This is a genomic window from Mesorhizobium sp. B3-1-7 (genome assembly GCF_006439385.1).
Classification (GTDB): domain Bacteria; phylum Pseudomonadota; class Alphaproteobacteria; order Rhizobiales; family Rhizobiaceae; genus Mesorhizobium.
Window position 1 is genome coordinate 73,744 of the sequence record NZ_VFTL01000005.1, and the last position, 14,420, is coordinate 88,163.

Here is a 14,420-nt window from a genome sequence, read left to right on the forward strand (position 1 = left end):
GTGGACTGGAAGGGCGCTATTGCGCTTGTTTCAGACTCGGCGCACGCGAAAATGCGCAAAAATCGGAAGTATGCATGCTTGGTATATTGAGAAGCGCGGCAGGCACCTGGGTCGCGAAGGCGTTGCTGTCCTTGCTGGTGGTGAGTTTCCTCGCCTGGGGCGCGACCACACGCATGGTGGGTGGCGTGCTGGGCGGCCATCACGCGGTGATCACGGCCGGCGGCACGGAGGTCTCGATCAACGAATACCGCCTCGCTTACGACCGCCAGCTCAGCCTTCTGTCGCAGCAATATGGCCAGCGCGTCACCCACGAACAGGCCAAGCTGCTCGGTGTCGACAACCAGGTGCTGGCGCAGCTCGTTTCGGGCGCCGTGCTCGACGAACAGGCGCGCAAGCTCGGGCTCGGCCTCTCCAAGGATCGGCTGGCCGAACTGACGCGCGAGGATCCGGCTTTCAAAGGCCCCGGCGGCCAGTTCGATCGTCGGACCTTCGAGTATCTGCTGCGCGAGCTTGGCATGCGGCCTGAGGACTACCTCAGGAACCGCTCGCAGGTGGCCGTGCGCCAGCAGATCGTCGAGGCGATCTCCGACGGCCTCAAGGTTCCGCAGACCTTCCTGAAGGCGGTCTCTCTCTATCGCGGCGAGGATCGCACGATCGACTATCTCGTGCTGCCGAAGACGCTGGTGCAGCCGATCGAGGCGCCGTCGGACAGCGCCCTCAACGCCTATTTCGACGCCAACAAGAAGAACTATGCCGCGCCGGAATATCGCAAATTCTCCTATGTCAGGTTGGAGCCGCAGGACATAGCCGATCCGTCCGCGGTGACCGACCAGCAGGTCAGCGAGGACTACAACAAGAATATCGCGCGCTACACGACGCCCGAGATGCGCACCATCGAGCAGCTGGTGTTCAAGACGCCGGATGCGGCCAAGGCCGCTTTGGATTCGCTGAAGGCTGGCGCTACCTTCGACAAGCTCGTCACCGCCGAAGGCAAGACGCAGGCCGACACGCTGCTCGGCACGCTGGCCAAGGACAAGATCGCCGACAAGGCGGTGGCCGATGCGGCTTTCTCGCTCAATGCCAACGAGGTCAGCCAGGTCATCCAGGGCGCCTTCGGTCCCGTGCTCTTGCGCGTGACCGAGATCAAGCCGCAGGTGGTGAAGCCGCTTTCGGAAGTGTCCGACCAGATCCGCAAGGACCTGGCGCTCGGCGAAGCGAACCGCATCCTGCTCGACGTGCATGACAGCTATGAGGACACCCGTGCCTCGGGCGCCTCGCTTGCCCAGGCCGCCGACAAGCTGAAGCTCAAGGTCGTCGCCATCGACGCCATCGACCGTACCGGCCAGCGGCCGGACGGCACGATCGTCAACGACCTGCCGCAATCGGCCGAGTTGATCAAATCGGTGTTCACGGCGGAGCCCAATACCGAGAACGAGGGCCTGACGACTGCCGACAACGGTTTCGTCTTCTACGAAGTGCAGTCGATCACGCCGGCGCGCGACCGCACGCTGGATGAAGTCCGCAAGAAGGTCGTCGCCGACTGGACGGAGGCCGAGACCGACAAGCGGCTCGACGCTAGGGCTCAGGAGCTGGAAAAACGCCTCAAGGCAGGCACCACGCTCGACGTCATCGCCGGCGAGCTTAAGCTCGACAAGCAGACCAAGCGCGGCCTGAAGCGCGAAGCCGACGATGCCGATTTCGGCAAGGAAGGCGCGGCGGCCATGTTCGGCGTCGGCGAAGGCGGTACCGGTTTGATCGCCTCGCCCACCGGCGACGGCCAGATCCTGTTCAAGGTCGCCGAGGTCTTCGAGCCGGCAGGCGCCGATGGCAGCGCGGTGCCGGACGACGCGCAGAAATCCTTCGGCGCCGGCATGTCCGACGATCTGCTCGACCAGTTGGTGGCGCAGTTGCAGTCGCAATATGACGTTCGCATCGATCCGAACGCCGTTTCGCAAGCACAGACACGATGAGCGCTCTGAAGACACACATAGCCAAGGTCGCCACGGGCACCGCGCTTTCCTTCGAGGAAGCGCGCGAGGCGTTCGACATCATCATGTCGGGCGACGCGACGCCCGGCCAGATCGGCGGCTTCCTGATGGCGCTGCGCGTGCGCGGCGAGACGGTAGGCGAGATTTCCGGCGCGGTCGCCACGATGCGCGCTAAGATGCTGCGCGTCGAGGCGCCGCAAGGCGCCATCGACATCGTCGGCACCGGCGGCGACAATTCGCATTCGGTCAACATCTCGACCGCTTCGGCCTTCGTTATTGCCGCCGCCGGGGTGCCGGTCGCCAAGCATGGCAATCGCGGCCTGTCCTCGCTGACCGGCTCCGCCGACGTGCTGACGGCGCTGGGCGTCCGAATAGACATCCCGCCGGAGATGATCGGCCGCTGCATCCATGAGACCGGCGTCGGCTTCATGTTCGCGCCGGCGCATCATCCGGCGATGAAGCATGTCGGGCCGACCCGCGTCGAGCTCGGCACGCGCACCATCTTCAACCTGCTCGGGCCTTTGTCGAATCCCGCCGGCGTCAGCCGCCAGATGGTCGGCGTCTTCCTGCCGGAGTGGATCATGCCGGTGGCCGAGACGTTGAAAGCGCTGGGCGCCGACCACGCCTGGGTCGTCCATGGCGACGGCTATGACGAGATCACCACGACGGGTGAAACCCAGGTGGCGGAGCTTGTCGGCGGCGAGATCCGCAGCTTCACCCTGACGCCGGAAGCCGTCGGACTGAAGCGGCACACCAAGGAAGAGCTGCGCGGCGGCGACGCCGCCTACAACGCCAAGGAACTGCGCGATATGCTGGGCGGCGCCGCCGGCGCCTATCGCGACACGGTGCTGATGAATGCCGGCGCCGGGCTGGTCGTGGCCGGCAAGGCGACGACGCTTGCCGACGGCATCGCGGCGGCGGCGCAAGCGATCGACAGCGGTCGCGCGCTTGGCGTGCTGGACAAGCTCGTCGAGATTTCGAACGGATAAGGCCTTGTCGGACATCCTGCGCAAGATCGAAGCCTACAAGCGCGACGAGATCGCGGCAGCCAAGCTCGCCATGCCGCTCGCCGAGATCAAGGCGAAGGCCAGGGACGCCGAGCCGCCGCGCGGCTTCCTTGCTGCGCTCGAGGCCAAGCGCCGGGGCGGCGGCTTCGCGTTGATTGCCGAAATCAAGAAGGCCAGCCCCTCCAAGGGGCTGATCCGCGCCGATTTCGACCCGCCAGCCTTGGCCAAGGCCTATCAGAAAGGTGGCGCGACCTGCCTTTCGGTGCTGACCGACGCGCCATCCTTCCAAGGCGCGCCGGAATTTCTCACCAAGGCGCGCAAGGCGGTGTCCCTGCCCGCATTGCGTAAGGATTTCCTATTCGACCCTTACCAGGTCTACGAAGCACGAGCCTGGGGCGCAGACGCCATCCTGATCATCATGGCAAGCGTCGACGATGCTCTGGCGAGCGAATTGGAAGCTATCGCCTTCGAACTCGGGATGGACGCGCTGATCGAGGTGCATGACGAGGCCGAAACGGAGCGCGCGCTAAAATTGTCGTCGCAACTGATCGGTATCAACAACCGCAATCTGCGGACCTTCGAGACCAGCCTTGAGACTTCCGAGCGGCTGGCGCGAATGGTGCCGGGCGGCTACCTGCTGGTCAGCGAGAGCGGCATCTTCACCCACGGCGACTGCCTCAGGATGCAGAAGACCGGCATCAGCACCTTCCTGGTCGGCGAGAGCCTGATGCGGCAAGCGAACGTGGCCGCGGCGACCGAGCTTCTGCTGACAGGCAAGGCAGCGGCCGAGGCCATCTGAGATGGCCCTCACCCATCTTGGCGCCAAGGGCGAAGCCAATATGGTCGATGTCGGCGACAAGGCCGAGACGATCCGCACGGCGATCGCCGAAGGTTTTGTCTCGATGCGGCCGGAAACGCTGGAGATGATTCTCGCAGGCGATGCCAAGAAGGGCGATGTGCTGGGCACAGCCCGCATCGCCGGTATCATGGCCGCGAAGAAAACGCATGAGCTGATCCCGCTCTGCCATCCGCTGCTTCTGACAAAAGTTGCCGTCGAGATCGAGCCGGACCGCACGCTGCCTGGCCTCAGGGTCACCGCGCTTGCCCGCGTCACCGGCAAGACCGGCGTCGAGATGGAGGCGCTGACCGCGGCGTCGGTCGCCTGCCTCACCATCTACGACATGGCCAAGGCGGCGGACCGCGGCATGGTGGTTTCCGGCATCCGGCTGGTCGAGAAGACAGGCGGCAAGTCCGGCGACTACAAGGTGGATGCCTGATGGCCTTGGTCCCGGTCGCCGAAGCGCTCGAACGCCTGCTGGACGGTGCTGCGCCATTACCCGGCGAAAGCATTCCGCTGGCTGACGCGGCCGGCCGGGTCCTGGCGGAGCCGGTCGTGGCGCTACGCACGCAGCCGCCGTTCAACGCCTCGGCCATGGACGGCTATGCCGCAAGATCCGCCGATGTCGCTTCAGCGCCGGCTGAACTCGAGGTCATAGGCATGGCGCCCGCCGGGCGCGGTTTCTCCGGAACCGTCGGCAAAGGCCAGGCCGTGCGCATCTTTACCGGCGCGCCGCTGCCTGAAGGCGCCGACACCATCGTCATCCAGGAAAACGTCCGCGACCTTGGCAACCGCCAGATCGAAGTGACGGAGCCGACCGCCGAAGGACGCAATGTCCGTCGCCGCGGGCTCGACTTCGGCCAGGGCGACCTGCTGCTCGAAAAAGGCCGCGCGCTCGACGCGGCGGCCCTTTCGCTGGCGGCGTCAGCCAACCACCCCGCCTTGAACGTCGTGCGGCGGCCGCTGGTTGCGATCATCGCCACCGGCGACGAATTGCTGCCGCCAGGCAGCGCGCTCGGCCCCGACCAGATCATTTCGTCCAACGCCTATGGCGTCGTCGCCGCCGCCCAGTCGGTCGGCGCGCGCGCGCTCGATCTCGGCATCGCCGCCGACCGCCAGGAGGCGATCGCCGCGCTGGTCAGGAAAGCGGTCGAGGCGAACGCCGACGTCATCGTCACGCTCGGCGGCGCCTCGGTCGGCGACCACGACCTGATCCATGACGTGCTGACCGGCGAAGGCATGAAGCTCGACTTCTGGAAGATCGCCATGCGCCCCGGCAAACCGCTGATGTTTGGCCGGCTTGGCAATGTCCGTTGCATCGGCCTGCCCGGCAATCCGGTGGCAAGCATCGTCTGCTCGCAACTCTTCCTGAAGCCGCTGCTTGCCAGGCTCGGCGGCCGCGATCACCGGCAGGACGTGCGAACGGCCCGGCTGGGCGCTGCGATGCAGGCCAACGATCTAAGGCAGGACTACGTGCGCGCCGTTGTGCGCGAGGACGCCGGCACCCTGGTCGCGATGCCTTTCGGCATCCAGGACTCCTCGATGCTGCGCATGCTTGCCGACGCCAACGGCCTGATCGTGCGCCAGCCCTTCGCGCCCGCCGCGCAGGCCGGCGCCGAATGCAACGTTCTGATGCTGCGCTGAGCCGGTCTATCCCGCCGTTTTAACGCAATTCTCGACCGAAACCATTCACACCGCCGAATTGCTCTATTCGGCGATCAGTGCCCGAGTGAGGGGATGATCCGGATCTCCGAGCCCATCGACAACGTTGAAATGATGCCGGTCCGGCTCGACCACTGAACCGGTGGTGGCGCCGAGCCCGGTCCAGATGTTGGCAAGCAATGTACTCTGGCGCAGGAATTCCGAACGCTCGCCGCCGCCGACCCAACAGGTGATGCGGGCTCCCCGCCGAGGCCGCAGCAAAGCCGGGCTTTCGCTCAACGCTTCCTTCTCGTCGATGTTCAGGGTCTCGTTCAGTGCGGTGAACATCAGCGGCCGAAGGTCGTGCAGGCCTGAGATCGAAACAACCTGGCGTATGCGCCGCGACACATCGGACGACAGCGGCGAGGCCGCGGTCACCATCCGGCTGACGAGATGTCCGCCGGCCGAGTGCCCGGTCAGCACCAGCGGACCATCGATCATCGCTGCCGCCTTCTCGATCGCTGCCGCAACCTCGTTGACGATGCCGCTGATCCTGGTCTGCGGGCAAAGCGTGTAAGAGGGCATGGCGACGGCAAAACCGTGGCCGACCGCACCTCCAGCCAGATGCGACCAGGAGGTCTTGTCTGATTCCATCCAGTAACCGCCATGGATGAACACGACGAGCCCCTTTGGCGCAGCAGGTGGGAGAAACAGATCGAACCGGTTGCGCGGCGCTTCGCCGTACACGATATCGAACCGCGCCCTGCCTTGCGCCAGCAGCTTTTCCCGAAAGGCCCGCGCCGGTTGATCCCAAGCCGCGGGCCAGCGGTCGCCGCCGGCGATGTTCGCGCCGTTGGCATAGGCGTTGTCCCAGTCGGCAATACGGTGTCCGAGCAACGGCCCCTCCACGATCAGCTCAATGTCGAGTGGTTTTGATTGGCATCGCCGCGGTCAGGTAACGGTTGTCTTGACCGCGAAGCGGGCTTCTCGCCAGACGCCGGTCCGCAAGATGTCCTCGAGCACTTCGACGGCATTCCAGACATCCCTGTAGCCGACATAGAGCGGGGTAAAACCGAAGCGCATGGTCGACGGCGCCCGAAAATCACCGATCACGCCGCGTTCGATCAGGGCCCGCATGATCTGGTAGCCATGCTGGTGAATGAAGGAAATCTGGCTGCCGCGTTTGGCGCCGTCGCGGGTGCTTTCCAGCGTAAGATCGTAACCGCCGCACCGTGCCTCGACGAGTTCGATGAACAGATCGGCCAGCGCAATGCTCTTCCTCCGCACCGTCGCCAGGTCAACGCCGTTCCAGATGTCGAGCGCGCCTTTCAGCGTCCGCATCGACAGGACCGGCTGCGTGCCGCACAGAAATCGGCGGATGCCGGTGCCTGGCGCATAGGCTTGCTCGAAGGCGAACGGCCGTGCATGGCTCCACCACCCGCTGAGCGGCTGCCGCACATCGGCAAGATGCCGCTCGGCCGCATAGATGAAGGCAGGAGAACCTGGCCCGCCATTGAGATATTTATAGGTGCAGCCGACGGCGAAATCGGCGCTTGCCCTGTCAAGTTCTACCGGCATGGCGCCCGCGCTGTGGCAGAGATCCCATACGATCAGCGCACCGGCGTCATGCGCCATGCGCGTAAGCGCCGCCATGTCGCGCAACTCGCCGGATTTGTAATTGACGTGGTTGACCAACACCACCGCCACGCGTTCGTCGATCAGTTCCTCGATGCTCGGCGCGTCCACGCCAGCCAGGCGCAGGACAGTGTTCTTTCCGGTCGAGGTCACCCCTTCGGCCATATAGATATCGGTCGGAAAACTGTCGCCCTCGGCAACGATCACGGTTCGGTCCGGCCGCATCGCCATCGCCGCGTGCAGCACTTTGTAGATGTTGATCGACGTGGTGTCGCAGACCACGGTCTGGCCCGGCGCCGCGCCGATCAGGCGTCCGAGCCGGTCGCCCAGCTCGACCGGCATGTCGAACCATCCATCCTTGTTCCAGGCACGAATGAGGTCATGCGCCCACTCCTCGGCAGCTGCCTTGCGCAACTCGTCGAATGCGGCGTGCGAGGCCGCTCCCAACGAATTCCCGTCGAGGTAGATCACCCCCTCCGGCAGGACAAAGCGATCGCGCAGGGCGCGCAGCGGATCCGCTGCATCCATCGCCTCGGTCTCGGCGAGATCAGGAATTCCCCCCATCATGCTGCCGCCTCCATTTCGGCATGGCGCCTCTCACGGCTGGCCAAGGACGGTTGTCTCACCACCGTCCGTGCCACGGCAAGAACCTTCTGCGCTATGTTAGCTGGTCCATAGACGGCGAAGACCATGGATCGGAATCATTGCCGAAGTTGGCATTTTGGGTCCGTTTCGTTCACGGTGAAGCACGTTCGCGCAAGAGCCGAAGCAATCCCGCCCGCGCCTTTGTGATGGTGTTGGACCGCGCTTCAGCTTAAGGAGGGCCGCATAATCGAGCGGAATCAATGACACCGCTGACCTGACTCGGCCAGGTATCCCTTGGATGCAACATTGTTTCCGAAGCCTCAACAAATTCACTAAACTTTAAACGGTTGCGGAACACAACTGGAACAGATAGTGTTTGTTCTGGGTTTGTTTTTCTGATTCCGGTTTCAGAACCCAAGGGGGCCGCCATGCTGACGCGCAAACAACATGAACTGCTGATGTTCATCCATGAACGCCTCAAGGAGAGCGGGATTCCGCCGTCTTTCGACGAGATGAAGGAAGCGCTCGATCTGGCCTCCAAATCGGGCATCCATCGGCTGATCACGGCGCTGGAAGAACGCGGCTTCATTCGCCGGCTGCCGAACCGGGCGCGCGCGCTTGAAGTGCTGCGGCTGCCCGACTCGATCGCGCCTGGCCTGAATGCCGCGAGAAAGTTTTCGCCGAGCGTCATCCAGGGCGGCCAGGGCAATCTTGGCCGCCAGGTCAAGCCGGCGGCGCCCTCTCGCACGCCGACACCCAGCAATGACGACGACGCTGTTTCGGCCGTGTCCATTCCGGTGATGGGCCGCATCGCCGCCGGCGTGCCGATAGACGCTATCCAGCACCAGACGCATTCGATCTCGGTGCCGCCGGACATGATCATGGGCGGCGAGCATTACGCGTTGGAGGTCAAGGGCGACTCGATGATCGAGGCCGGCATCTTCGACGGCGATACCGTCATCATCCGCAATGCCAACACGGCAAGCCCGGGTGAGATCGTGGTGGCGCTGGTCGACGATGAGGAGGCGACCCTGAAGCGTTTCCGCCGCAAGGGTGCCTCGATCGCGCTCGAAGCCGCCAACCCGGCGTATGAGACCCGTATCTTCGGACCGGACCGGGTCAAGGTTCAGGGTAAGCTCGTCGGACTCATCCGCCGTTACTGAGCAGAACCGCGCGGCGGTCTTCGCCGGAACTGCGTGCCACCTATTCTGTAGGCTGCGGCGCGACCGCCGGCTTTTCCGGTCGTTGATAGGGCGGCAGCCCCCTCGCCTCACGCGCGTATTTCCGCTGCTCGTGCCAGGGTCGGTACGGTTCTTCGACCGCGTAGCGAACGATTGGCCGCGCGGTTGCCGATTGCGGATCGAAGAAGATGGCGGCGCTGCCGTCGCGTGCCAGTTGCCGCTTGGTGACGACAAGCACGCGCGGATCGCGGCATGGGTTGTAGGCCGTGGCGTCGTCGATGACGATGAGGTCGGCGAAACCGCAAGCAGGCCGGGCGCTGGCGCGATTCTCGGTGAGCGCGACGATGGCGCCGGAAGGATGCCGGCCGATGCAGAGGTCGCCGATGCAGTAGAAGGGCGAGCCGGGCGGCAGGTCGACGGGATCGGCGATGTCGAGGGCGTCTTTAGCGAACGTCTCCGGCGGTACGATTTCCTCGGCTTTCAGCGCCCGTTTCCAGTTGTCCGTGGTGAACTCGTTGGAGCGCGTGCGGTTGATGGCAAGCTCGCCGCCGCCGATCGGCATCGCCACCAGATGCGCGTCCTCCGAGACAAGCACATCCGGGGCGCGGACATGCGGAATGGCCAGCAGCGCGGCGAGCGCGAAGGGTACGGCGGCAAGCCTCAGCCAGGTGGTGGCCATCGTCGCGATGACCAGCGCGACCGTCGCCAGCAGCACCGACTGGATCGAGATCAGCCCGACGGCGTCGACCGGTGAGCGCTCGGAGATCCACGCCGAAATGGCGATCATCGCCGTCAGGCCCTTGCCCATCACATAAAGGAATGGGCCGTCGAAGCCGAAGGGCATGGCCAGCGCGCTCAACACGGCAAACGGCATGACGATCAGTGAGACGATCGGCATGACCGCCAGATTGGCCAGCAGGCTGAGCGGCGACACCCGCTGGAAGTGCCAGATCGCAAACAACAATGTCGCGCTGCCCGCGATGAGCGATGTCACGGCGGCACCACCCACTCCGATCGCCAGTTTTCGCGATAGGAAGCCGAGGAACGAACGCTTTGCCGGCGGCGCGGTCGTTTTGCCGGCGCGATAGTCGGCAAAACCGGCATAGGCGCCGACCAGCGCGGCGGTGGCGGCGAAGGACATCTGGAAGCTTGGGCCGACCACTTCGTGCGGCGAGACAAGGATAACGGCGATGGCCGAGATCGCCAGGTTGCGCATGGTGAGCGCCGCGCGGTCGAAGAGCACGGCGGCAAGCATCACGGCCAGCATGATGAAACTCCGCTCGGCCGCCACCACGATGCCGGAGATCACGAGGTAGGCGGCGATCGAGAGCAGCGCGATTCCAGCGGCATATTTCTTCACCGGTCGGCGCGACGAGAAATCCGGAAACAGCGCGAAGGCGCCGCGCAAAAGGACCATGATCGTGCCGGCGACCAGCGCCATATGCAGGCCGGAGATCGAAATGATGTGGTAGATGCCGGTCCGTCGCATCGACTCGTTGATCGCCTCCGGAATGCCGGCACGAACGCCGACGATCAGTGCCGCTGCGATCTCGCCTTCGGATCCGCCGATGGCGCTCCTGATGTGATCGGCGATCCCTTCGCGCGCGTTTTCCACCGCCGATGCGATGCGGGCGCCAAAGGGCGCCTCCACCGGCGCAATCAGCTTTGGATCACCCAGGAAAAAGCCGCTGCCGCCAATGCCGGCAAAATAGCTGTCGAAGGAAAAGTCGTAGCTGTCCGGCCGAACCGGACCTGTCGGCGGCAGCAGCTTGGCATAGCCGGTCAGCATCGACCCGGCTGTCATGCCGGACGGGATCCTGCGGGCCGACAACCTGACGCGGTCCGGCGCGTAGCGCAGCTTCGGATGTTCCGTGGAAATCAGGTCGATGGTCAGCCGGACACGGCCATTGGCCATCGCCTCGGCGGTGACGAGGCGGCCCGTCAGCCGTGTCTGGATTTCCGAACCCAGCATCGGGGTTGCCATCCGCCAGGTCTCGACCTTGGCCGCGAGAAAGCCCAAGGCGCAGAAAAACGCCGCCATGAAGACAAGGTGCGTTCTGTGCCGGGAATGTGAGACCGCCGCGCAGACTGCCATCAGGGCCACTGCCGCAAGCGGCCTGTAGAGATCCGGCTCGACGCTCAGCGAGAAGTAATAGATGACGCCGGCGGCCAAAAACACCGGCACCAGCAGGAAGCCGATGCCGCGGTCGAGCTCGGTGGCGGCAGCGGTGCCGATGCTTCGGCGCAGTGCGGGAAGCGAGGCGCGGCCAAGCTGTTTGCGGATTCGGCCGACGCTCGCCGTTGGCGAGACCGGCTGTATTGCACCGTCACCGGGTGGCATAAACTCGGTAGGTGCCCGCGGCTCCGGAAGCGAAACCGGCGCTCCCTCTTCGGGCGCGGCATGGGCAAACATCAGGCGTTCGCTGACGCCAGCTGTCGTTCCCCCGCCCTCCTCCGCGCCCCGGCCATGTCCAGCCATCGGGTCTGCCCCTTGCGCCCCAGACCGCCTATGCTACATGAACGCCGGTCGCGTGGAAGTCCGCGCGAAACATGCATTTTTTCAGTGCTTCCTCGAGAGTTCCATGTCCGACAAGGTCGTCACCCGTTTTGCCCCCTCGCCCACAGGCTACCTGCATATTGGCGGGGCGCGTACGGCGCTGTTCAACTGGCTCTATGCCAGGCACACCGGCGGCACGATGCTGCTGCGCATCGAGGATACCGATCGCGAGCGCTCCACCGAAGCTGCCACCGCCGCCATTCTCGACGGGCTGACCTGGCTTGGCCTCTCCTGGGACGGCGAGGCCGTCTCGCAGTTCGAGCGCGCGCCGCGTCATCGCGAGGTGGCCGAGGAGCTCGTGCGCATGGGCAAGGCCTATTACGCCTATGAGACGCCGGCCGAGCTGGAGGCGATGCGCGAGGCGGCCCGCGCCAAGGGTCTGCCGCCGCGCTACAACGGCCAGTGGCGCGACCGCGGCCCCTCCGAGGCGCCGGCAGGCGTCAAGGGTGCGATCCGCATCAAGGCGCCGACCGAAGGCGTGACGATCGTCAACGACCGCGTGCAGGGCGAGGTGCGCTTCCCGAACAAGGATCTCGACGACTTCATCATCCTGCGTTCCGACGGCGTCCCGACCTACATGCATGCCGTCGTCGTCGACGATCACGACATGGGCGTCACCCACATCATCCGCGGCGACGATCACCTGACCAACGCCGCGCGCCAGACGGTGATCTACGACGCCATGGGCTGGGATGTGCCGTCGATGTCGCACATCCCGCTGATCCACGGCGCTGACGGCGCCAAGCTGTCGAAGCGGCACGGCGCGCTCGGCGTCGAAGCCTATCGCGCCATGGGTTATCTGCCCGAGGCTCTGCTGAACTATCTGGCCAGGCTCGGCTGGAGCCATGGCGACGACGAGGTGATGTCGGTCAAGGACATGGTCGCGTGGTTCGACATCGGCGACGTCAACAAGGGCGCGGCGCGCTTCGACTTCGCCAAGCTCGAGGCGCTGAACGGCGTCCATATGCGCAAGATGGATGACCAGGCGCTGTTCGACATCTTCGTCGCCACCTTGCCCTATCTCGAAGGCGGCCCGACGTTCGCGGCAAAGCTCGACGACAGGCGCAAGGCGCAACTGCTTGCCGCCATGCCCGGTCTCAAGGAGCGGGCCAAGACCCTGGTCGAGCTGGTCGACGGAGCGGCGTTTCTGTTCGCCGAGCGGCCGTTGCCGCTGGATGAGAAGGCGGCCGGCTTGCTCAACGCGGATGCGCGCGCGATTCTGCGCGGCGCGCATGGCGCATTGTCTGCCGTCGAGGGCGACTGGAGCGCCGCCTCGGCCGAGGCTTCGATCCGCGACTTTGCGCAGGCCGGTGGGCACAAGCTCGGCGCCGTGGCACAGCCGCTTCGGGCCGCGCTGACCGGCCGCAGCACCTCGCCCGGCGTGTTCGACGTGCTTGCCGTGTTGGGTCGCCAGGAAAGCCTGGCGAGGATTGGAGATCAAATCGATTAGCAGCGAACTGGCCCAAGAAGATTGGCATTGAAAGGTGTGTTTCGCAGTGCAACATTAGGCTTGGCCCAATCTGGCACGCACCTCCTAAAATGCGATGGCAAGTTCGCGCATTCCGGTGATTTCGACGTGTCGTTTGCAGGAATTGCCTTGCCGGCATGAGGAACATAAAGGAGTTTGCAATGAGCGAAGCTGCGACAAAACTGGAACCGAGCGGCAAGGCGCATGAGTCGACCGCCAGGCTCGAACTCGCCGGCAAGACCCATGAATTCAAGGTGCGAAGCGGGTCGACCGGGCCTGACGTGATCGATATCGGCGCGCTCTACAGCACGACCGGCGTCTTCACCTACGACCCCGGCTTCACCTCCACGGCAAGCTGCGAGTCGGCAATCACCTTCATCGACGGCGATGCCGGCATCCTGCTGCATCGCGGCTATCCGATCGACCAGCTTGCCGAACATGGCGACTTCCTCGAGGTCTGCTACCTCCTGCTCTACGGTGAACTCCCGACCAAGGCGCAGAAGGAGGATTTCGACTATCGCGTGACGCGCCACACGATGGTGCACGAGCAGATGTCGCGCTTTTTCACCGGCTTCCGCCGCGATGCGCATCCGATGGCCGTCATGTGCGGCGTGGTCGGCGCGCTATCGGCCTTCTATCACGACTCCACCGACATCTCGGATCCCTACCAGCGCATGGTCGCCTCGATGCGCCTGATCGCCAAGATGCCGACGATCGCGGCGATGGCCTACAAATACCACATCGGCCAGCCGTTCATTTACCCGAAGAACGAGCTGAACTTCGCCGCCAACTTCCTGCACATGTGCTTTGCCGTGCCGTGCGAGGAATACAAGATCAATCCGGTGCTGGCGCGCGCCATGGAGCGCATCTTCATCCTGCACGCCGACCACGAGCAGAACGCCTCGACCTCGACCGTCCGCCTCGCCGGCTCCTCGGGCGCCAACCCGTTCGCCTGCATCGCCGCCGGCATTGCCTGCCTGTGGGGTCCGGCGCATGGCGGGGCCAACGAAGCAGCGCTCAACATGCTGGGCGAGATCGGCCATGTCGACCACATCCCGGAATTCATCGCCCGCGCCAAGGACAAGAACGATCCGTTCCGGCTGATGGGCTTTGGCCACCGCGTCTACAAGAACTACGATCCGCGCGCCAAGATCATGCAGAAGACGGCGCATGAGGTGCTGGGCGAACTCGGCATCAAGGACGATCCGTTGCTCGACATCGCCATGGAGCTGGAAAAGATTGCGCTGACCGACGCCTACTTCATCGAAAAGAAGCTCTACCCGAATGTCGACTTCTACTCCGGCATCACGCTAAAGGCGTTGGGATTCCCCACCACCATGTTCACCGTGCTGTTCGCCGTTGCCCGCACCGTCGGCTGGATCGCGCAGTGGAAGGAAATGATCGAGGATCCGCACCAGAAGATCGGCCGCCCGCGCCAGCTCTACACCGGCGCCACGGAACGCGATTACGTGCCGATTGCCAAGAGATAGGGAATAGGCAGTAGGCAGTAGGCAGTAGAA

The 14,420-nt window shown here is 64.6% G+C and carries 11 protein-coding genes; 8 read left to right on the top strand and 3 right to left on the bottom strand.

The annotated features are described in order from the left end of the window. The first annotated feature begins 74 nt into the window (after nt 1-74). Genes FJ417_RS05685 through glp form a run of 5 tightly spaced genes read left to right on the top strand, consistent with a single transcriptional unit; the run spans nt 75 to nt 5,477 of the window. Complete coding sequence (locus FJ417_RS05685) at nt 75-1,970, top strand: peptidylprolyl isomerase (protein ID WP_140782794.1); 1,896 nt, start codon at nt 75-77, stop codon at nt 1,968-1,970. Further along, nucleotides 1,967-2,977 carry an anthranilate phosphoribosyltransferase gene (gene trpD / locus FJ417_RS05690; protein ID WP_140782795.1) on the top strand — a complete coding sequence of 337 codons (1,011 nt, stop codon included), beginning with the start codon at nt 1,967-1,969 and terminating at the stop codon, nt 2,975-2,977. The genes FJ417_RS05685 and trpD overlap by 4 nt, the downstream gene beginning before the upstream one ends. Nucleotides 2,978-2,981: 4 nt before the next feature. Further along, a complete protein-coding gene (trpC, locus tag FJ417_RS05695) occupies nt 2,982-3,794 on the top strand; it encodes an indole-3-glycerol phosphate synthase TrpC (protein ID WP_140782796.1) in 813 nt (270 codons plus the stop codon). A 1-nt stretch (nt 3,795) separates the two neighbouring features. After that, nucleotides 3,796-4,272 carry a cyclic pyranopterin monophosphate synthase MoaC gene (gene moaC / locus FJ417_RS05700; RefSeq protein WP_140653117.1) on the top strand — a complete coding sequence of 159 codons (477 nt, stop codon included), beginning with the start codon at nt 3,796-3,798 and terminating at the stop codon, nt 4,270-4,272. Next, nucleotides 4,272-5,477 carry a gephyrin-like molybdotransferase Glp gene (gene glp / locus FJ417_RS05705; protein ID WP_140782797.1) on the top strand — a complete coding sequence of 402 codons (1,206 nt, stop codon included), beginning with the start codon at nt 4,272-4,274 and terminating at the stop codon, nt 5,475-5,477. Before moaC ends, glp begins: the two co-directional genes overlap by 1 nt. 63 nt (nt 5,478-5,540) lie before the next feature. On the opposite strand, the gene FJ417_RS05710 is transcribed toward glp, so the two are convergent. Both FJ417_RS05710 and kynU read right to left on the bottom strand, forming a co-directional pair. Next, a complete protein-coding gene (locus FJ417_RS05710) occupies nt 5,541-6,371 on the bottom strand; it encodes an alpha/beta hydrolase (protein WP_140782798.1) in 831 nt (276 codons plus the stop codon). Nucleotides 6,372-6,425: 54 nt separating this feature from the next. Beyond that, a complete protein-coding gene (gene kynU / locus FJ417_RS05715) occupies nt 6,426-7,673 on the bottom strand; it encodes a kynureninase (protein ID WP_140782888.1) in 1,248 nt (415 codons plus the stop codon). A gap of 449 nt (nt 7,674-8,122) precedes the next feature. Between kynU and lexA the strand changes: the two genes are divergently transcribed. Beyond that, nucleotides 8,123-8,857 (top strand): transcriptional repressor LexA, encoded by a 735-nt coding sequence (lexA, locus tag FJ417_RS05720; RefSeq protein ID WP_140642666.1) that lies wholly within the window; start codon nt 8,123-8,125, stop codon nt 8,855-8,857. Between the two features lie 40 nt (nt 8,858-8,897). On the opposite strand, the gene FJ417_RS05725 is transcribed toward lexA, so the two are convergent. Then, nucleotides 8,898-11,354 carry a ComEC/Rec2 family competence protein gene (locus FJ417_RS05725; protein ID WP_140782799.1) on the bottom strand — a complete coding sequence of 819 codons (2,457 nt, stop codon included), beginning with the start codon at nt 11,352-11,354 and terminating at the stop codon, nt 8,898-8,900. A 103-nt stretch (nt 11,355-11,457) separates the two neighbouring features. Here FJ417_RS05725 and gltX point away from each other — a divergent pair, with 103 nt between their 5' ends. Next, entirely contained in the window at nt 11,458-12,882 is a 1,425-nt protein-coding gene (gene gltX / locus FJ417_RS05730; protein WP_140653111.1) for a glutamate--tRNA ligase, read from the top strand. 179 nt (nt 12,883-13,061) lie between these two features. Further along, nucleotides 13,062-14,390 carry a citrate synthase gene (gene gltA / locus FJ417_RS05735; protein ID WP_140653109.1) on the top strand — a complete coding sequence of 443 codons (1,329 nt, stop codon included), beginning with the start codon at nt 13,062-13,064 and terminating at the stop codon, nt 14,388-14,390. Nucleotides 14,391-14,420: the final 30 nt, after the last annotated feature.